The organism is Ruegeria sp. AM2 (genome assembly GCF_056540685.1).
This window is the reverse complement of record NZ_JBQFXE010000002.1, coordinates 481,494-500,936: the sequence shown is the minus strand read 5'-3', so window position 1 is coordinate 500,936 and position 19,443 is coordinate 481,494. Positions and strand designations below refer to the sequence as shown.

19 protein-coding genes are annotated in these 19,443 nt (G+C 59.4%); 8 read left to right on the top strand and 11 right to left on the bottom strand.

The window, feature by feature from the left end:
- Positions 1-58: 58 nt before the first annotated feature.
- Positions 59-976 (bottom strand): 3-dehydrocarnitine:acetyl-CoA trimethylamine transferase BcoG, encoded by a 918-nt coding sequence (bcoG, locus tag ACR0CR_RS08055; RefSeq protein ID WP_480598067.1) that lies wholly within the window; start codon positions 974-976, stop codon positions 59-61.
- 131 nt (positions 977-1,107) lie between these two features.
- Here bcoG and ACR0CR_RS08050 point away from each other — a divergent pair, with 131 nt between their 5' ends.
- Positions 1,108-2,094: a GlxA family transcriptional regulator gene (locus ACR0CR_RS08050; protein WP_480598066.1), complete on the top strand. Its 987-nt coding sequence runs from the start codon at positions 1,108-1,110 to the stop codon at positions 2,092-2,094.
- A 69-nt stretch (positions 2,095-2,163) separates the two neighbouring features.
- On the opposite strand, the gene ACR0CR_RS08045 is transcribed toward ACR0CR_RS08050, so the two are convergent.
- Genes ACR0CR_RS08045 through ACR0CR_RS08035 form a run of 3 tightly spaced genes read right to left on the bottom strand, consistent with a single transcriptional unit; the run spans position 2,164 to position 5,172 of the window.
- Positions 2,164-3,210, bottom strand: coding sequence for an aldo/keto reductase (locus tag ACR0CR_RS08045; RefSeq protein ID WP_480598065.1), 1,047 nt, complete (start codon positions 3,208-3,210; stop codon positions 2,164-2,166).
- Positions 3,211-3,242: 32 nt separating this feature from the next.
- Positions 3,243-3,701, bottom strand: coding sequence for a DNA polymerase III subunit chi (locus tag ACR0CR_RS08040; RefSeq protein ID WP_480598064.1), 459 nt, complete (start codon positions 3,699-3,701; stop codon positions 3,243-3,245).
- Between the two features lie 4 nt (positions 3,702-3,705).
- Complete coding sequence (locus ACR0CR_RS08035; protein WP_480598063.1) at positions 3,706-5,172, bottom strand: leucyl aminopeptidase; 1,467 nt, start codon at positions 5,170-5,172, stop codon at positions 3,706-3,708.
- Positions 5,173-5,401: 229 nt separating this feature from the next.
- Between ACR0CR_RS08035 and lptG the strand changes: the two genes are divergently transcribed.
- The 5 genes from lptG to rsmA all read left to right on the top strand — a co-directional run bounded on the left by lptG (position 5,402) and on the right by rsmA (position 11,794).
- Complete coding sequence (lptG, locus tag ACR0CR_RS08030; RefSeq protein ID WP_480598062.1) at positions 5,402-6,502, top strand: LPS export ABC transporter permease LptG; 1,101 nt, start codon at positions 5,402-5,404, stop codon at positions 6,500-6,502.
- The gene (locus ACR0CR_RS08025; protein ID WP_480598061.1) at positions 6,502-8,673 is read left to right on the top strand and encodes an LPS-assembly protein LptD; all 2,172 of its coding nucleotides are present in this window, start codon (positions 6,502-6,504) and stop codon (positions 8,671-8,673) included. Before lptG ends, ACR0CR_RS08025 begins: the two co-directional genes overlap by 1 nt.
- Before the next feature lie 17 nt (positions 8,674-8,690).
- Positions 8,691-9,908, top strand: a complete 1,218-nt coding sequence (locus tag ACR0CR_RS08020; protein WP_480598060.1) for a peptidylprolyl isomerase — start codon at positions 8,691-8,693, stop codon at positions 9,906-9,908.
- Complete coding sequence (gene pdxA / locus ACR0CR_RS08015; protein WP_480598059.1) at positions 9,905-10,870, top strand: 4-hydroxythreonine-4-phosphate dehydrogenase PdxA; 966 nt, start codon at positions 9,905-9,907, stop codon at positions 10,868-10,870. The genes ACR0CR_RS08020 and pdxA overlap by 4 nt, the downstream gene beginning before the upstream one ends.
- An 81-nt stretch (positions 10,871-10,951) precedes the next feature.
- A complete protein-coding gene (gene rsmA, locus ACR0CR_RS08010; RefSeq protein ID WP_480598058.1) occupies positions 10,952-11,794 on the top strand; it encodes a 16S rRNA (adenine(1518)-N(6)/adenine(1519)-N(6))-dimethyltransferase RsmA in 843 nt (280 codons plus the stop codon).
- A gap of 56 nt (positions 11,795-11,850) precedes the next feature.
- Here the strand turns inward: rsmA and ACR0CR_RS08005 are convergent, their stop codons facing one another.
- From ACR0CR_RS08005 to prfA, 3 genes are all read right to left on the bottom strand, one after another.
- A complete protein-coding gene (locus tag ACR0CR_RS08005; RefSeq protein ID WP_480598057.1) occupies positions 11,851-12,426 on the bottom strand; it encodes a DUF4167 domain-containing protein in 576 nt (191 codons plus the stop codon).
- A 240-nt stretch (positions 12,427-12,666) separates the two neighbouring features.
- Positions 12,667-13,512, bottom strand: coding sequence for a peptide chain release factor N(5)-glutamine methyltransferase (gene prmC, locus ACR0CR_RS08000; RefSeq protein ID WP_480598056.1), 846 nt, complete (start codon positions 13,510-13,512; stop codon positions 12,667-12,669).
- Positions 13,509-14,564 (bottom strand): peptide chain release factor 1, encoded by a 1,056-nt coding sequence (gene prfA, locus ACR0CR_RS07995; RefSeq protein WP_480598055.1) that lies wholly within the window; start codon positions 14,562-14,564, stop codon positions 13,509-13,511. The genes prmC and prfA overlap by 4 nt, the downstream gene beginning before the upstream one ends.
- A 63-nt stretch (positions 14,565-14,627) precedes the next feature.
- On the opposite strand from prfA, the gene ACR0CR_RS07990 reads away from it, so the two are divergent.
- Positions 14,628-14,915, top strand: coding sequence for a hypothetical protein (locus ACR0CR_RS07990; protein WP_480598054.1), 288 nt, complete (start codon positions 14,628-14,630; stop codon positions 14,913-14,915).
- On the opposite strand, the gene ACR0CR_RS07985 is transcribed toward ACR0CR_RS07990, so the two are convergent.
- The 4 genes from ACR0CR_RS07985 to ACR0CR_RS07970 form a co-directional block, all read right to left on the bottom strand.
- Positions 14,856-15,263 (bottom strand): DUF1499 domain-containing protein, encoded by a 408-nt coding sequence (locus ACR0CR_RS07985; RefSeq protein ID WP_480598053.1) that lies wholly within the window; start codon positions 15,261-15,263, stop codon positions 14,856-14,858. The two genes, ACR0CR_RS07990 and ACR0CR_RS07985, sit on opposite strands and share 60 nt — an antisense overlap.
- A gap of 65 nt (positions 15,264-15,328) precedes the next feature.
- Positions 15,329-16,276, bottom strand: coding sequence for an agmatinase (speB, locus tag ACR0CR_RS07980; RefSeq protein WP_480598052.1), 948 nt, complete (start codon positions 16,274-16,276; stop codon positions 15,329-15,331).
- A 63-nt stretch (positions 16,277-16,339) separates the two neighbouring features.
- Positions 16,340-17,308 (bottom strand): agmatinase, encoded by a 969-nt coding sequence (gene speB, locus ACR0CR_RS07975; protein WP_480598051.1) that lies wholly within the window; start codon positions 17,306-17,308, stop codon positions 16,340-16,342.
- A 10-nt stretch (positions 17,309-17,318) separates the two neighbouring features.
- Positions 17,319-18,482, bottom strand: a complete 1,164-nt coding sequence (locus ACR0CR_RS07970; RefSeq protein WP_480598050.1) for a M20 aminoacylase family protein — start codon at positions 18,480-18,482, stop codon at positions 17,319-17,321.
- A gap of 66 nt (positions 18,483-18,548) precedes the next feature.
- Here ACR0CR_RS07970 and mazG point away from each other — a divergent pair, with 66 nt between their 5' ends.
- The gene (gene mazG, locus ACR0CR_RS07965) at positions 18,549-19,406 is read left to right on the top strand and encodes a nucleoside triphosphate pyrophosphohydrolase (RefSeq protein WP_480598245.1); all 858 of its coding nucleotides are present in this window, start codon (positions 18,549-18,551) and stop codon (positions 19,404-19,406) included.
- Positions 19,407-19,443: the final 37 nt, after the last annotated feature.

The window sequence follows — 19,443 nt, the reverse complement described above, 5'->3', positions numbered from 1 at the left end:
GCCCCTTCATCTGGCCCAAAATATCCCGGGGGTTTGGGGGCTGGCCCCCAATCCGCCCTTACTTCGCCACCGGCGCGCGCTTCTCAAGCCCAAGCTTGTCACGCACCTCCTGTGGGCCAATCACCCGCGCGCCCATGTTTTCAATGATGGTGCCCGCGCGTTCCACAAGCTGCCAGTTCTCAGCTAGAACGCCTTTGTCCAGCCACAGATTATCCTCAAGCCCAACGCGCACGTTTCCACCCGCCAGAACCGAGGCCGCCACATAGGCCATCTGATGACGCCCCAACGCAAACGCGCTGAACGTCCAGTCATCGGGCACATTATTCACCATCGCCATGAACGTGTTCAGATCATCTGGTGCTCCCCATGGAACGCCCATACACAACTGCACCAGCGCCGGGCTGTCCAGAATGCCATCCTTGACCAACTGTTTGGCATACCAGAGGTGACCTGTGTCGAAGGCCTCGATCTCGGGCTTCACACCCAAATGCGTCATCATGCGCCCCATCGCCTGCAACATGCCTGGCGTGTTGGTCATGACATAGTCAGCTTCGGCAAAATTCATGGTGCCACAGTCCAAAGTGCAGATCTCTGGCATACACTCGGCCACGTGCTCGACCCGCGCAGCTGCACCGATCATGTCGGTTCCGTCCTCGCGCAACGGCAAAGGCGCCTCGGTCGGACCAAAAACCATGTCGCCGCCCATCCCGGCGGTAAGGTTCAGAACGACATCCACATCGGCATCGCGGATGCGGTCCGTCACCTCACGATACAGATCCAAACGACGGCTGGGGGCTCCGGTCTCAGGGTCTCGTACATGGCAATGCACCACGGCCGCCCCGGCCTTGGCAGCGGCAATCGCGCTTTCGGCGATCTGCTGAGGCGAGCGCGGCACGTGCGGGCTGCGATCCTGGGTTCCGCCTGACCCAGTGACTGCACAAGTGATGAAGACTTCGCGGTTCATTTCCAAAGGCATGACTTTTCCCCAGCTTATACCGTCTTGTGCCTGGTGTTTTCCCCAGACTTCTCCCCGGCAATCGATTTGCGTTCGTGCCCAAGTCTGGCGCAGCCTTGGAAAAACACTTGCCAGAATGCGAATCAGACTTGATGAAATCCGCAAAAAACATCCTTCAGCCCGAACATCACGCCCTGAAAACGGCGGTTTTGGTGCTGGACGACTGTAATACACTCAGCTTTGCGTCCGCCGTCGATCCGATGCGGGCGGCCAACCGTCTGGCCGATTGCCCGGCGTTTGACTGGGACTACGTTACAGCCACGACCGAGCCCGCAATGCTCACCAGTGCCTTGACGGTCCCCGGTATCCCTCTGGCGCGCCTGCAAAGCTGCGATCTGATGATTGTCGTGGCCGGTTTCCAACTGGCCCGACATGCGACCCCCAGCTTGCTGGCCGGTCTGCGCCGCATCGCAGGAACAGGGGCAACAATGGCCGGCATCGACGGCGGCCCCTGGTTGCTGGCCGAAGCGGGGTTGCTGGAAGGCCACGCCGCAACGACGCATTGGGAAGACCTCGACAATTTCGCCACGCGTTTTCCAGAAGTCGACGTGCGCCCCGACAGGTTCACAGTCTCGCAAAATCGCCTGACCTCAGGTGGCGCGATTCCGGCCGTCGAGATGATGCTACATATCATTGCCGCCCGGCACGGCGCCGGATTTGCCGCCCGCGTGTCTGGCCTGTTTCTTTATGACGGCGCGCCGGCACCCTCAAAACCCCAAAGCCGCACCGGTGCCCCTCATCGCCACACGGCCCTGACGGCGAAAGCCAACAGCCTGATGCAAGCCTCGCTCGACAATCCCCTGCCGCTGGCCGATATCGCCGCGACCCTGGGCACAAGCCCGCGCACCCTGCAACAACAATTCCGTCTGCGCCTGAACACCACACCGCAGGATCATTATCTGCAACTTCGGTTGGCCGAAGCCCGCCGTCTGGTCACCGAAACCGATACACCCTTGATGGATGTTGCCTTGGCCACTGGCTTCGCGTCCCAATCCAGTTTCGCGCGCGCCTTTCGCACTTCACATGGCCTCTCGGCCCGCGACCTTAGGCAAGAGCGCGCGCACCCCACCCCGCACTGACCGGATCCCCTTCATCTGGCTAAAAATATCCCGGGGGAGGCGCGCGCAGCGCGGCGGGGGCAGAGCCCCCTAAAACGGCATGGGGTGTGCCCGATGCACCGCATTAATCTCGTCCAGAACCTCTTTGGATAGGCGCTGATCCTTACCTTCCAATATCCGCGCTAACTGATCCGACGTCGTCGCCCCGAAAATGGCTGACATCATGAATGGCCTCGTCCGGCACCAGGCCAATGCCATGTGGATCGGGTCCAGCCCATGCCGTTCGGCAATTTCAAGATAGGCTGCGACCGCATCCAGAACCCGCCCGGATTTGCGTCCTCCCATCTCGGCATTGATCGACATACGAGAGCCTTCTGGCACGGCCCCGCCTTGATACTTGCCCGTCAAATACCCCGTCGCAAGCGGCGAAAAAGCCATCAGCCCCACATCCTCATGCACGCTGAGTTCCGCCATATCCGTATCGAAGTGACGGCACAGCAATGAGTATTCGTTCTGCACGGACGCGACCCTTGGCGCGCCGGTCTCTTCGGCCAGACGCACCCACTGCGCCGTGCCCCAGGCACTTTCGTTGGACAGGCCAAACGCCCGGATATTGCCCTTGTCGACTTGCGTTTGCAGCGCGACAAGGCACTCCTGCATGTTCTCCAGCACGCTTTCTGTATTTTGACCAGAGGGGGCATAGTCCCAGTTTTGCCGGAACATGTAACTGCCGCGATTGGGCCAGTGAAATTGATAAAGGTCGATGCAATCGGTCTGCAATCGCCGTAACGAACCTTCAATCGCTTCAGGGATAGTCACGCCCGAGATCGGCGCCCCATCCCGCATATGCGCCATACCCGCGCCCGAGTGCTTTGTTGCCAACACATATTGATCCCGCCGCGCTTTATTCGCAGCGTTCCAATTGCCCAGAATCTCTTCGGTGCGCCCAATGGTTTCCTTGGAGATCGGATTCACCGGGTACATTTCGGCGGCATCAACAAAATTGATCCCTGCGTCCAGCGCCATGTCCATCTGGCGATGCGCATCCGTCTCGGGGGTCTGGGACCCGAATGTCATCGTACCGAGACACAGGTCGCTCACCATGATGCCGGTGCGGCCCAAAGGCTTCATTTCCATCCGTCATTCTCCTGAAAGTACCGCCGAATAGCTTACGCCTCGGCTTTCTTTTCCCACCGACCCGACTCCTCGGACCAATACTGCGCCGAGCATCCCGCGCCCGTGAGGGCTTTCCACTGATCCCGCGCATTTTGCACTGCTTGCCCGTCATTGCCGTCGAACAGGATACACACACGTTCCAGGGCGCTGACCTCCTCCGCGTTTACCGCTGCGCCATCAACTGTCATCAGGCAGGTCGGGTCATTCGCCGCCTGCGCCTCAGTCGTCAATAGGATCGGCTGCACAGCGTCATGCGGACCGCCCGCGCGGCCATGCGGCAGGAACCCGTCCTCAGGCCCCAACCACAGTTTTTCATCCAGCCAGTCCATCCGAGCGGGGTCGGTGCCCCGCACGGCAATCCGCCACCCTGCTTGCCGCGCCTTGTCCAAAAGCACGGGCAAAGTGTGCTCAAGCGGGCGTTGGGTCAGGTGGTAGAAATATGCGGCTCCCATGTGCTTACTCGAAATTGTCCTGAACAAACCGACTAAGCGCACGGACGCCCCACCCTGTCGCCCCCTTCGGCGCATAAGGCGTCTCCGCCGCGACCGAGGCCACGCCCGCGATATCCAGATGGATCCAAGGCGTTTCTTCTTTCACAAAACGCTGCAGGAATTGCGCCGCCGTGATCGAGCCTGCTGGCCGTCCGCCGACGTTCTTCATATCGGCAATCCGCGACTTCAGCATCTTGTCGTAAGCGTCGCCCAGGGGCATCCGCCACGCGCCTTCATCCTCGGCCTTGGCCGACTTCAGGAAGGCATCGCAGAAGGTGTCATTGTTCGAAAAGACCCCGGCGTTCTCATGCCCCAGCCCAATGATGATCGCGCCAGTCAGCGTTGCCAGATCAATCATACCCACCGGGCTGAACCGATCCTGCGCATACCACATCACGTCGCACAGAACCAAACGGCCCTCGGCATCGGTATTGATGATCTCAACCGTGTCGCCCTTCATGGATGTCACCACATCACCCGGACGCGTGGCATTGCCCGAAGGCATGTTCTCGACCAGACCGACCAGCCCAACAACGTTCGCCTTCGCCTTGCGCTTAGCCAGCGCGCGCATGGTACCGGCGACCACGCCGGCACCGCCCATGTCCATAGTCATGTCCTCCATGCCACCCGCGGGTTTCAAGGAAATGCCACCGGTGTCGAACACCACACCCTTACCGACCAGAGCCAGCGGCGCGTCATCTTTGTCGCCACCGTTCCATTGCATCACGACCACTTTCGACGGGCTGACAGAACCCTGCCCGACGCTCAGCAATGTGCGCATGCCCAACTCGGCCAGTTTGTCCTCTTCGAGAACTTCGACCTCAAGACCCAGATCCCGCATCCCGGCCAAACGATCCGCAAATTCAGTCGTAGTCAGGATGTTGGCTGGCTCGTTGGTCAGGTCCCGCGTCATGCGCACGCCATCGGCCACAGCATAAAGCGGCGCAAAGGCAGCCTCGGCCTCGTCAGCTTTGGAGTGGCTGATGACGATCTCGCCCATGGGGTCTGAATCCTTGGTTTTGTGCGCATCGAAATCATAGCTGCGTAGAACCATGCCCATGGCCAGGTCTTCTGCCTTCGCCTGATTGGTGGCCATAACAAGTAGGCTCTTGCCGCCGGACAGCTTGGCCAGAGACGCACCCGCCTTGCGCGCCTCATCCGCGTTGGGACGGCGCGGCAGGACTAGAACATCCAACGCCTCGGCAACCATCCCTGCGGGCCAGGCCAACGAAATCACATCGCCGGTTTTGACCTTGCTGAACCGTTCACTCTCGACCAGACGCGCGATGGCCCCCTTGGTCAGACGATTGGCGCGGCGGGCGGCGGGGCTCAGCTTGCCATCGTCAGGGATCATAATGGCAACGCGGCCTTCGGCTGTGGCCATTGCCTCCAGATCAAACGGGGTAAATCTGACGGGTACCAAACTGCTCATGCCATGCTCCTGCTGAATTTGTTTCCCAAGACCTAGCCCGCGCCGCGCCCCTTGACCAGATAGCAGTTTTCCCCGCGCTACATTTGCATTAAGGTCGCCCGAAAATAACAGGCAGGTTCGGGGGAGAAAACTTGGCACCATTCGGCAGGCATAGGCCGTCGCGCATACGTATGCGCCAGGGCGAGGCCAGCGCGATTCCCTTCGACAACAGAAACACGAGGGCAACCAAGTGATCCTTGACCGTTATTTTGCCCGGCGGTTTATCCAGAGCTTTGTCGTGATCGGCGGGATTTTCCTGACTCTGATGATTCTGATCGACCTGATCGAGCAGGTCAGACGTTTTGACGACGCCAACCTAACCTTTGCCCAGCTTCTTGGGCTGACCCTTCTAAACACGCCGGCGGCCATCAGCGAGATGCTGCCCCTGTTGACGATCCTGGCGACGATCGCACTGTTTGTCGGACTGGCGCGCAGTTCCGAACTGGTCGTGACGCGCGCCATTGGCCGATCTGGCATCCGTGCTTTGGTCGCACCGGCGCTGATTGCACTTGCTGTCGGAGTGATGGCGGTTGCTCTGCTGAACCCAATCTCGGCCGCTACGTCTGAAGAGTATCAGCGCCTGTCGGACGACTACCGCAATGACGGAAGCTCAACCCTGTCCATTAGCCGCGAGGGTCTGTGGCTTCGCCAGGGGGCCGCCACCGGACAATCAGTGATCCATGCGACAGGCACCCTGAACGGCGACAAATTCGGCCTACGCGATGTGACGATCACCACGTTCTCGGCAGATGGTAAGCCCAACGAACAGATAGCCGCAAAAAACGCTCAGTTGGAAAACGGCCATTGGGCGCTTTATGATGCCAAGGTCTGGATCATCCGTGACGACTTGAACCCAGAATCAAATTCCGTCACCCACGAAATTCTGAACTTGCCCACGACACTGACCCGCGACCGGATTCTGGACACTCTCGGCCAACAAGATTCAGTCTCGGTTTACGACCTGCCGCAATTGATCCGCGATCTGCGTGAGGCTGGCTTTTCGACCAAGCAATATGAGGTCTGGTTGCAGGTCCAACTGGCCCGTCCCCTGTTCTTGGTCTCGATGGTGCTGATCGGAGCCGCCTTCACCATGCGCCACGTGCGCTTTGGTGGGACCGGCATTGCGATATTGGCCGCCGTCTTGCTTGGATTCGGCATCTATTTCATTCGGAACTTTGCCCAAATTTTGGGTGAGAATGGCCAACTGCCAATCATGGTCGCCGCCTGGGCGCCGCCACTTGCCGCAATTCTCTTGTCGCTGGGCCTTCTGCTGCACGCGGAGGACGGTTGATGCGGGTTGCGCTTTCCATGCTTCTCACTGGCGCATTGGTCCTGTCGTTGTCGACCAAGACCACGGCCCAAAGTAACCCACCCAACGCGGCCACAACACAGACCGATGAAACACAGGACCAACCTGCCCTTCTGGTGGCCGACAAAATTTTCATCACCCCCGACCGAAAGCTTGTGGCCGAAGGGAATGTCGAAGCTTATCAGGGTGATACCAAACTGACCGCCAGCAGCGTCACCTATGATCGCGAAACCGGTGAACTGACGCTGAAGGGGCCGATCCGCATTGATCAAGACGGACAATCGACGGTTCTGGCGGATTCAGCCCAGTTGGACAGCGGAATACAAAACGGTCTGCTGACCGGTGCCCGGATGGTCTTTGACCAACAGGTGCAAATCGCATCTGTTCAGGCCACCCGAGCCGCCGGTCGCTACACGCAGTTCAGCAAGGTTGCGGCAACGTCTTGCCATGTTTGCACCAACGGTAAACCTCCGATTTGGCAGATCAGGGCGCGCAAGGTTACCCATGACCAGTTAGAGCGGCAATTGTACTTTGAGGGCGCGCAGTTCCGCATCCTGGACGTGCCTGTGTTCTACTTCCCCGCCCTGCGCCTGCCCGACCCGACACTGGAACGCGCGACAGGCTTTCTCGTTCCATCCATTCGAACCACGTCGCAATTGGAAACGGGTGTACAGGTCCCCTACTTTTTCAAGCTGGGCGATCACAAAGACCTGACTCTTACGCCCTATATCTCGCCCAAGACCCGTACATTGGGATACCGGTATCGGCAGGCATTCAAGAACGGTCGGATCAGAATCCAAGGAGCCTATACGCGGGACGATCTACAAGAGAACCAGGACCGAGGCTATTTCTTCGCGGATGGCTGGTTTGTTCTCAAAAACGATTTTCGTCTGACCTTCGACATCGAAACTACGTCGGATGACGCGTATCTGGCGGATTATGGGTTCGGAAACCCCGATCTGGACCGTTTGCGCAGCGAAATCGCGCTGGAACGCATCAAACGTGACACCGCGTTTCGAACCAGTTTCACCCATTTCAAGACTCTGCGAGACAGCGAAGATCAGGATGAAATTCCGTCACGCGTATTCGACATCGATTACAGAAAACGGTTTTTTCCCAGCCTTGTCGGCGGCGAAATTGAACTGGCGTTCATCGGACATACCCATCACAGAACCAGCAGCCAGAACGTTGTTGGCCGCGACGTGGCGCGCGCGACGTTTGACGCAGAATGGTTGCGAAGCTGGACCTTTGCCACCGGACTGCGCGCGGATGCCCGGCTGGGCACCTCGGTTGATACGTTCAATATCAGCGACGACACCACATTCCCCGAAGATCTGACCCGCGCCACACCACGCGCCGCGTTGACCCTGCGCTATCCGATGCAACGCCGGGAAAAGAGCGGAGCGACTCAGTTCCTCGAACCCATCTTTCAAATGGGATGGACCCAAGTCTCGGACACGGATGTGCCTAATGACGAAAGTACCTTTCAGGAATTTGATCAGGGAAACCTGCTGTCCCTGTCCCGTTTTCCCGCCGAGGACGTTCGCGAGGATGGAACAACCGCTGTTGCAGCTGTCAACTGGGCGCGCTTCGCCCCAAATGGCTGGAGGGCATTGGCGACCGTCGGCCAGGTGTTCCGCAACAAGTCGAACCGGGATTTCACTTTGACCTCGGGGCTTCAGGGCACCAAGTCAGATATTCTGTTGGCAGGACAACTGGACAACGGCAACGGTCTTTCTCTGGCAGGGCGCGGCCTGCTGAACAGCGATTTCAGTTTCACCAAGGCCGAGCTTAGAACGGCATGGGCAAAAGACGAAACACTGCTAACCGGCAGCTATGTCTGGTTGGAACCCGACCCGGCAGAGACAGGCGGAGATGAGATTTCCGAATTGTGGCTAACCGGACGGTATGCAATCGATCAGAACTGGCTGACCCGGGCCAATTGGCGCTATGACATCAGCGAATCCGAACCTCTGCGTTATGGGCTTGGCCTGACCTATCGAAATGAGTGTGTTCAAGTGAATATGACCGTGAGTCGGCGGTTTACTTCGACATCAAGTATTGAGCCTTCGACGGAATTCGGCTTTACCGTAGCTCTGACGGGCTACTCCGTCGAAAGCGAAGGTAAAAAGTTCAAAAAGACATGCGGGTGATCTCTGGGTTTTCAAATATGTTCCGCTTTGACTGGCTTGGCTCATTGCTGGCTTTTGCCCTGTGCTTTGTTGCTGCAACACAGGTCCATGGCCAGAGCTTGTTCTCGCCCGCCGTGCGCGTCAATCAGGACATTGTGACCTGGTATGAATTGCAGCAGCGCCAACAATTCATGGAATTGCTCGGCGTCCCAGGCAGTTCCGAGGCCGAAGTGCGGCAAGCGCTGATCGATGACCGTCTGCGCGAGCAGGCAATGCGAGAGGCCGGAATCTCCGCCACCCCCGAGGACGTTCAAACCGGAATCGACGAGTTTGCTGCGCGCGGACGCCTGAGCACCGAAGAGTTCCTTCAGTTGCTCAGCGACGCGGGAATCGATCAGGAAACGGTCCGCGATTTTGTCGAAGATCAGCTGTCCTGGCGCGACTATATCAGCTCGCGTTTCCTGTCGCAGGCCCGCCCGACCCAGGATGAAATCAACCGCGCTTTGGGTCAGGGTGGCGGTGGCGGGCTACAGGTTCTGTTGTCCGAGATCATCATCCCCGTCACGCCGCAGACATTGGCCCAGGCCGAAGCGCTGGCGGACGAAATCTCACGGGTGTCCGGACAGGACGCCTTTGCATCCGCTGCGGCGCAATACTCGGCGGCCGCGACACGCGCCGATGGCGGACGCTTGGACTGGTTGTCTTTGACCGATCTGCCGCCAGCGCTTCAACCCGTCATACTTGAGTTGAAGAACGGCGAAATCACGGAACCAATCTCGCTGCCAAACGCCGTCGCTCTGTTTCAAATGCGCGGTCTGCGCGAGGTTTCAACCGGCGCGCCGCGCTATTCCGAGATTGACTATGCAGCCTATTACCTTCCGGGCGGGCGCAGCGCCGAGGCGATAGCCGCCGCCGCCAAACTCAAGGAAGAGGTCGACACCTGCGATGACCTTTACGGCCTCGCCAAGGACCAGCCGGTCGAGGTTCTGGACCGCATTACCGCTAGCCCGTCCGAGATTCCGCGCGATGTGGCGCTGGAACTGGCCAAACTTGATCCCAACGAAGTGTCCACGGCCCTGACCCGCAACAATGGTCAGACGCTGATGTTCCTGATGCTGTGCAGTCGGACCCGCGATCTGGGTGAGGAAACCTCTCGTGGGGATGTCGCCAACGCCCTGACCCAACAGCGTCTGCAGGCCTTTTCCGATAGTCTGCTCGAACAGCTCAGGGCGGACGCCATCATTATCGAACAATGACCGGGCCTATTGCGCTCAGTTGCGGTGAGCCATCGGGGATCGGACCGGAAATCGCAGCAAAAGCCTGGACCGAGCTTCGCGCGTCGTGCCCGTTCTTTTACATCGGCGACCTAGGCCACCTGCCCCCCGGAACACCGACAGCCCAGATCGACGACCCGTCCGAGGCTATGGCCGTCAGCGCATCCGCCCTACCGGTTTACCATCTGGACTTTCCCACCCCCAACACGCCTGGTCAGCCAGAGCCGCGAAACGCGAAACACGTCATCCGCGCGATCGAATTGGGCGTTGAGCTTGTCAGAACCGGACGCGCCAGTGCGCTCTGTACCGCGCCGATCCACAAGAAGGCACTGATTGACGGCGCTGGATTCGCATATCCTGGCCACACTGAGTTTTTGGGTGCCCTCGCAAACCGGGACCGTGTGGTCATGATGCTGGCTAGCGACCAGTTGCGCGTTGTTCCAGCAACAATCCACATCCCGCTATCGCAAGTGCCCACTGCACTGACCCCGGACCTGCTGCGTGACACCATTGCGATCACCGCCGCAGGGCTGCGCGATCAGTTCGGGATTGCCCGCCCCCGCATTGCAGTTGCCGGACTGAACCCGCATGCAGGCGAAGGCGGAAAGATGGGCCGCGAAGAGATCGACTGGATCGCCCCCCTGATTGCTGATTTTCCGGCAGAAGGCTTTACACTCTCTGGACCGCACCCGGCTGACACGATGTTTCACGCCGCTGCGCGTGCACGCTATGACGCGGCAATAGCCATGTATCACGATCAGGCACTGATCCCGATCAAAACGCTGGATTTTGACCGCGGCGTAAACGTTACGCTGGGCCTGCCCTTCATCCGAACGTCGCCCGACCATGGCACCGCCCTGGACATCGCCGGTCAAGGCATTGCCAACCCAACCAGCCTTATCGAAGCCTTAAAGCTCGCGCAGCGCATGGCACAAAGCGCATGACCCTTCACCTGGCGGAAAATATCCCCGCCGGAGGCAAAAATTCTCTGGCGCGCGACCGCCAATCCACGTCACGATAGTACCATGAGCGCCATCGACACCCTTCCCCCGCTGCGCGACGTCATCGCAACGCACCAGTTGTCGGCCCGCAAATCCCTGGGTCAGAACTTTCTGTTGGATCTGAACCTGACCGCCAAAATCGCACGTCAGGCCGGAGACCTGACCCAGTGTGATGTGCTCGAAATCGGTCCCGGACCCGGCGGTCTGACACGCGGCCTACTGTCCGAAGGTGCGCGCAAGGTGGTGGCCGTCGAAAAAGACACCCGTTGCATTGCTGCTTTGAACGATATCGCCTCGGCCTATCCCGGTCGGCTTGAGGTCATCAACGGCGACGCGCTGGAAATCGACCCCCTGACCCATCTGACGCCGCCGATCCGCGTCGCCGCCAACCTGCCCTATAACGTCGGAACCGAGCTGTTGGTGCGCTGGTTGACGCCACCCGAATGGCCGCCCTTCTGGCAAAGCCTGACGCTGATGTTCCAGCGCGAGGTCGCCGAGCGCATCGTCGCCCAGCCCGGCAGCAAGGCCTATGGCCGTCTGGCGATTCTCGCGCAATGGCGGGCCGAAGCGCGCATTGCCATGTCTTTACCGCCCGGTGCGTTCACCCCGCCGCCCAAGGTTTCCAGCGCTGTGGTTCATTTGACCGCCCTGCCCGCGCCACGCTTTGACGCAGATGCCGCCACCCTATCCCGCGTCGTCGCTGCCGCGTTCAATCAAAGGCGAAAAATGTTGCGCGCCTCATTGAAAAGTGTCGCACCGGATATCGAAGATCGATTGCTGGCCGCAGGTATTCAGCCCACGGAACGCGCGGAACAGGTTCCGCTCGAGGCGTTCTGTGCGCTTGCCCGCAACATCAAAGCCCCCTGAAACAACAAAGGCCCCGGAAACACCCGAGGCCTTGCTTATTAGGATTTGCCTGGAACTTACTCGGCCGCCTCGGGCGCGTCGCCCTTGTCCGCTGGGGCGTCTGCTGCGTCCGGTGCCGGTTTGGGCTTTCGCGCGCGCGGCTTCCGGGCCGGCTTTTCCTTTTTCTCAGGAGCAGCCTCGGCCCCTTTGTTCTCGGGCGTTTCCACCAGACCCGATTCCCGTGCAGCATCGTCAGCCGAGAACCCCATCACATCTGGCTGTGGCGCCTCTGCCGGATCGGCCTGGCGCGCTGCCTCGCGCTCCTGGCGCTCGGCGCGCTCACGGTCACGCTCGGCCTGGCGTTCGCGGTTCTGCCGCTCTTGCTCCTCCCGACGCGCCTCCATCTCGCGCTGCGCTTCGCTTAGCAAGCGCAGGTAGTGTTCGGCATGTTGCTGGAAATTCTCAGCGGCCACGCGGTCGTTGGACAACTGCGCGTCCCGCGCAAGCTGATTGTATTTGTCTATGATCTGCTGGGGCGTGCCACGCACTTTACCCTCTGGCCCCGAGCTGTCAAAAACTCGGTTTACGACGTTACCGCCGGAAGGACGATTGCGGTTGTTCTTGGCCCGCGAGCGGGATTTGGAAGATCTCATCTTACTTTACGTCAGCCTTGTCTTACACTGTCGATCAACCCGCGTCTTACACTGCTCAAAGGCTTTAGCTGTGACGCGATGTCGACGTTTTTGGGCTTGGCGTCAGGGGCCCGCTGAACCAGCGTCAACCTCTCTGACTAGACTTGAGTAAACACGTCCTGCGCGTCCAGACAAGGGCTTTGTCCCAAAATTCGACGCTTTTTTGCATCAATCGGCACTTTTCGGCCTCAGAACGTGCCGTCACCGCGGCATTCTGGCGGAAACAACACGATCTCGGCCGTCCAGGTCAGGAATGATCCGGGCCTCAACCAAGCCGGTTGCGTCAAATAGCGCGGATACCTGCGCGCCTTGCGTCGGACCGATCTCTACCATTAGCCGCCCGCCCGGCATCAGAAAATCAGGCGCGCCTGCTGCAATCCGGCGATGCGCACCCAGCCCATCCCCCTCATCGGTCAGCGCCATTCGTGGCTCATGTTCCCGAACTTCCGGGGACAAAGCGTCCATCTCGGCCAGAGAAATATAGGGGGGATTGGAAACAATAAGGTCAAACTTACCGTCAATGTCTTCGAACCAGTTGGCGCGCTGGATTTCAACCCGGTTCTGAACCTGATGCTGAACAGCGTTGGCGCTTGCTTGCAGGCAGGCAGATTCGCTCAGGTCGATCCCCAAACCTGTTGCACTGGCGCGCTCGGCCAGCAAGGTAATCAGGATGCACCCCGAGCCGACGCCCAGATCCAGTATGTGATCGAACGGCTCGCTCAGCGCCGCCTCGATCAAAGCCTCAGTTTCAGGCCTGGGGTCCAGCACGTCGCGGCTAACGCGAAAGCGCCGACCGTAGAATTCACGCTCGCCCAAAAGATGCGAGACCGGAACGCGAATGGCGCGCAGAGAAATCAATTGCTCGTAGCGTTCGGCAATATCGGGCGGTAATTCTTCGGGCGCGATCAGTGTGACGCGGCTGGCTTCTATACGCGCCGCATGCGCCAGCAATACCCGCGCGTCGCGCGCCGGGTCGGCCACTCCGGCGGCCCGCAGGCGTGCCGTTGCAGCAACCATCGCCTGCGCAGCTGTCAGTGCCGCGATCATTGCGTCATCTCGGCCAACAGGCGGGCCTGATCATCTGCGGTCAACGCATCAATCACTTCATCCAAGTCCCCCTGCATCACCTGGTCCAGCTTGTAGAGCGTCAGGTTGATACGATGATCTGTCATTCGACCTTGCGGGAAATTATAGGTCCTGATCCTCTCGGATCGGTCGCCCGACCCGACTTGACTGGCCCGATCCGCAGACCGTTCACTGTCGATCCGCTGGCGTTCCAGATCATAGAGCCGCGTTTTCAGCACCTGCATCGCAATTTCACGGTTGCGGTGCTGGGATTTCTCGGAACTTGTCACCACAAGGCCGGTTGGCAGGTGAGTGATGCGAACCGCGGAATCCGTGGTGTTTACGTGCTGCCCGCCTGCACCGGATGAGCGCATCGTGTCAATCCGCAGATCATTCGCATCGATCTGGATGTCCACGTCTTCAGCTTCGGGCAATACGGCAACGGTGGCTGCCGAGGTGTGGATACGCCCGCCGCTTTCCGTTTCGGGCACGCGCTGAACGCGGTGCACCCCGGATTCGTATTTCATGCGGGCAAAGACGTTGTCCCCTTTGATATGGGCCACGACCTCTTTGATGCCGCCCAGATCCGAGGCCTGCTCCTCGATGATCTCGAAGCGCCAGCCGTGCGCTTCGGCATAGCGTTGGTACATGCGCAACAGATCGCCCGCGAACAGGGCCGCCTCGTCGCCGCCGGTTCCGGGGCGAATCTCCAGCATCGCCGGGCGTGCATCTGCCGCGTCCTTGGGCAGCAGCGCCAGTTGCAAGGCATGCTCGGCCTCGGGGATGCGGGCCTGCAACGCGGGAATTTCTTCCTCGGCCAGTTCTTTCATGTCCGGGTCGGACAGCATCGCTTTGGCTTCGCCCAGATCGACGACCAACTGACGCCAGGCCATAATTTGATCGACCACCGGCTTGAGGTCCGAATATTCCTTGGCCAATGCCGCAATATCCCCACCCGAAGCTCCATCGGCCATGGCCGCTTCGAGGTATTGGAATCGCTGGGTTATCTGTTCAAGGCGTTCTTCGGGGATCATCCGGGCGGTGTCTCTTAATCCGGGGCTTTGGTCAAGGGCCGACCGTGTGCTAAGGTGCCCAACATGAAGGGGTTGGTTTTCGTATTATCGCTGATTGCAGTGCCTGCCACGGCAGACTATGTCGGCCCGGACGGCAAGGTTCGCGATTGCTATTGCACCGATACATCCGGGACACGCATCGAACTGGGCGAGATGATCTGCCTGCAGGTCGATGGCCGAATGTTTACGGCGCAATGCCAGATGTCTTTGAACGTTCCAATGTGGCGGGAAGTTCAGGAAGGTTGCCTGTCTTCAGGGCTGAAGCGCGCCAAGCCACCCATCAACACGGTCTCGGTTTACCCCAAAATCTGAACGACCAAAACGAAGGCGTCCGTGGATACGCAGAATATCACCGTCCTGCTGAACCGTTGTGTAGTCGGGAAAGCCTATGACACGGGACCGCGTCACGTAAGTGATCATCCCATCGTCGACCGAGCCTGCTAGAGCCGAGGTTCGCGGCGCAGCCCGTGCGATGGTGTCGAACTTTTTCAAACCGTCCGGACCGGCATCGACAATGCGGATCACACCGCCCCGCAGGTCGCGATCAGCTTCGGCAATCGGAGCAACATGCCATTTCGCCGGGTCGGATGGCGCCAGTCTGACATAGGCTCCGATCAGGATCACGCCCGCGACCAGCAGCAACACAATCATTTTCTTCATCCCCAACCTCATGCTTGTGAAAACCTATTCGGTTCAGGCAGTGGAACAAGACCGTAACGCCCGCGCTAACGTGACGTCACGCCCGGCAGAATACATAGCATCTCAAACAAAAGGTTCGCCGCAGTCAGCGCCGTGTTGCCAGAAGGGTCATAAGGCGGAGACACCTCGACCAGATCGCAACCCACGATATTCATCCCGCCCAGAGCATGGATCAATTGCAGCGCCTGGGGGGTCGTCAACCCTCCGATTTCGGGCGTTCCAGTGCCGGGGGCATACGCCGGATCAAGGCTGTCGATATCATACGTGATGTAGACCGGGTGATCGCCAATGGTTTTTCGAACAAGCGATCCAACCTCGGTCAGGTTCTGCTGCCACAACTCCCAGGCCGGAAACTGCCGGAATCCCCAGTCCTTGGCCTCGGTAAAATCGCTTGAGGCATAACCCGACCCGCGAATGCCGATCTGGAAGGTTTTGTCGGGCACGATCAACCCTTCCTCATAGGCGCGACGGAAGACGGTGCCATGGGTTTCTTTCTCGCCGAACATTTCATCATTCACGTCCGCGTGGGCATCTACGTGGACCAAAGCAACCGGACCGCGTTTGGCCGCGACGGCGCGCAGGATCGGCAGTGTGATCGAGTGATCGCCCCCCATCGCAACCGGAATGACGTTCTGGTTCAGAATGCCATCATAGCTGTCCTTGATAATCTTCAAACTCTCGGCCAGCGAGAACGTGTTAATCGCCAGGTCTCCAATATCCGCGATCTGCAGGCAGTCGAAGGGCGATGCGGATGTTGCCATGTTATAGGGCCGGATCATCGCGCTTTCGCTTCGGATTTGTTTGGGCCCGAACCGCGTACCGGATCGCCACGAGGTACCGATATCCATGGGAATGCCCAATACGGCCACGTCCAGCCCCTCAAGCGACGCCGCCTGCGGCAGGCGCATGAACGTATTCGGCCCCGAAAACCGCGCCAGATCATTGCCGCCAATCGGTTGGTTGAATTGGGTCATTTGGTCCTCACTCCGATCCGGTCACTGCACCAAGCACATACCGGAATTATGCCTAACCAAAGGTTAAGGCTTTACCAGCTTGTTCCATCCCAGCAGGCAAATAATCTGTGTCGCCACATGCGCGCCTGCAATCGCCGTTGCTCCGGACGTATCGAAGGGTGGAGAGACCTCGACCACATCGCCGCCCTTGATATTTATCCCCGCAATGTCGCGCAGGATGATCTGGGCCTGGATCGAGCTCAACCCGCCCCAGACCGGGGTTCCGGTGCCGGGAGCAAAGGCCGGATCCAGGCCATCGATGTCAAAGCTAAGATAGACGGGACTGTTCCCCAGAATACCTTTGATCTTTTGCGCCACTGCGGCGGGACCGGACTCATAAACCTCTCGCGCGTCGATGATGTTGACGCCCAACGTGTCTTCGTTGGTCGTGCGGATACCGACCTGAACCGAGCGTTTCGGGTCCACGATCCCGGACTTCACGGCCTTGTAGAACATCGTTCCGTGATCCACGCGGGACATGTCGTCGTCGGCCCAGGTGTCTGTATGCGCATCAAACTGCAGCAGCGACATCGGCCCGTATTTCTCGGCATAAGCCTTGAGGATCGGAAAGCTGATATAGTGATCCCCACCCAGCGTGACCGAAGCGACATTGGCGGCCAGAATGGTGCTGATGTGATCGGTCAGAGTATCCGGAAAGGCCGGGATATTGGCATAGTCATAGGCCATATCGCCGTAGTCCACGATGGCCAGTTCGCTGAGCGCATCAAACGGCCAGCCATAAGGCGCATCGGGGGATTGCAGCGCGCTGGCCTCGCGAATGGCACGGGGGCCAAGACGTGTGCCGGGTCGGTTGGTCACGGCCTGATCGAAGGGCACCCCGGTGACGGCGATGTCCACACCTTTAAGGTCTTTGGTATAAAGCCGTCTTAGGAACGAGGTCGCGCCGCCGAATGTATTTTCAAACGACAAGCCTTTGAGATCGGGATTGGTGAACGCCTCGTCCACCTGAGTCTTTGCGTCTTCCAGTGCCATATTACCCTCGTTACCCCAGCGGCTGCGCCGTTTCGACGATGCGCGCAAAAAACGACGCACCGACCGGGGCGATCTCGTCGTTGAAGTTGTATTTCGGATGATGCAGGCCCGCGCTGTCGCCCTGCCCAAGGAACAGATAAGCCCCAGGCCGCGCCTGCAACATGTAAGAGAAATCCTCGGCCCCCATATCGCGGCCCATATTGTCGACAACGCGTTCGGGGCCGGACACTTCGCGCGCGACCTCAGCCGCAAACGCGGCCTTGTCTGCGTCATTGATCGTCGCTGGATACCCCACCTGATAATCCAGCGTTGCTTCAACGCCGTACGAGGCCGCCTGCCCTGCCACGATCTGTTCCATCCGCTCCATGACCATCTTCTGTACGGAAGGGTCAAATGTTCGGACCGTCCCATTCAGATAGGCCGTATCCGGGATTACATTATTCACGGTCCCCGCGTGGATTTGGGTAACCGATACCACAAGGTCGTCCACCGCATAGTGATTTCGACTGACAATTGTCTGGATCGCCTGCGCAATGCCGCAGGCCGCCATGACCGGATCTTTGGTCTGGTGCGGCATGGCTCCGTGGCCACCGACGCCCTGAACATGTATTTCAAAGGTGTCTACCGCCGCCATGATCGGCCCGGGCGTGGTGTGGAACGCACCTTCGGCATTACCGGGATCATTGTGCAGCCCGTAAACTTGAGAGATATCGAACCGCTCCATGATGCCTTCTTCGACCATCACCCCTGCACCGCCGCCCTCTTCCTCGGCAGGTTGAAAGATCAGCGCCACGCGACCCGCGAAGTTTCGCGTTTCCGCCAGATACCGGGCCGCGCCCAGCAACATCGTGGTGTGGCCGTCATGGCCACAGGCATGCATCTTGCCGGGGTTTGTCGAGGCATAGTCCAGACCCGTTTCTTCTGTTATCGGCAGGGCATCCATATCCGCGCGCAGGCCAATCGTCGGACCCTCGGCTTGCCCATTGATGATCGCGACCATACCGGTCTTGGCGATGCCCTCATGTAGTTCATCCACGCCAAATTCACGCAGACGCTCGGCCACGAAGGCGGCGGTCTCATAGCATTCGAACTCCAACTCGGGGATCGTATGCAGGTGCTGGCGCCATGCGGCCATATCGGCGGCGTAATCGGCAATTCGGTTGACGACGGGCATCTGGGCTGGACTCCTGATCGGGACTGCGGGATGGATGCATCTGACACCGGAACGAAAGGGTTCGCAATGGCCGAAAATCCTCTGATCCACGATACCGACGCTGGCATTGAACGCCTGCTGGAGATCATGCGCCGGTTGCGCGACCCCGAAAACGGTTGCCCGTGGGACATCGAACAGGATTTTTCGACCATTGCCCCCTATACGATCGAAGAGGCTTATGAGGTCGCCGACGCCATAGAACGCGAGGCCTATGACGAGTTGAAAGGAGAATTGGGCGACCTGCTGTTCCAATCCGTCTTCCACGCGCAAATGGCTGAAGAGGCTGGGCATTTCACCTTCCAAGACGTCGTGCGCACCATGTCCGACAAGATGGTCGCCCGGCACCCGCATGTGTTCGGAAACGAATCCCGCGATAAGTCGGCAGAGCAGCAGACACTGGACTGGGAAACCATCAAAGCCGCTGAACGCGCGGGTAAGGAACAGAAAGGCGCGCTGGACGGTGTTGCTTCGAACCTGCCCGCCCTGCTGCGCGCCCATAAGCTGCAGAAACGCGCCGCGCGCGTGGGGTTCGACTGGCCCGATGCCAGCCATGTGCTGGCCAAGATCACCGAAGAGGCCGCCGAGCTGGAAGAGGCGCGTGACAGCATGGATGCCGACGCGCTGGAGGACGAATTCGGGGATCTCCTGTTCGTCATGGTCAACCTAGGCCGCCATCTGGGCATCGAACCCGAGGCCGCCCTGCGCCGCACCAATGCCAAATTCACCCGACGCTTTGAAAGGGTCGAAGAACGTCTGTCCGAACGGGGCAAAACGCCCAGCCAAAGCGATCTGGCCGAGATGGATGCCCTTTGGGACGAAGTGAAGATCGAAGAGCATCGAGCCAATGGCAAACTCCCGCCGGTGAGCGCCGTTGCAGACACGTAAAACGGGTGGACAAGGGCGTTAACACTTGCCAGTGTCC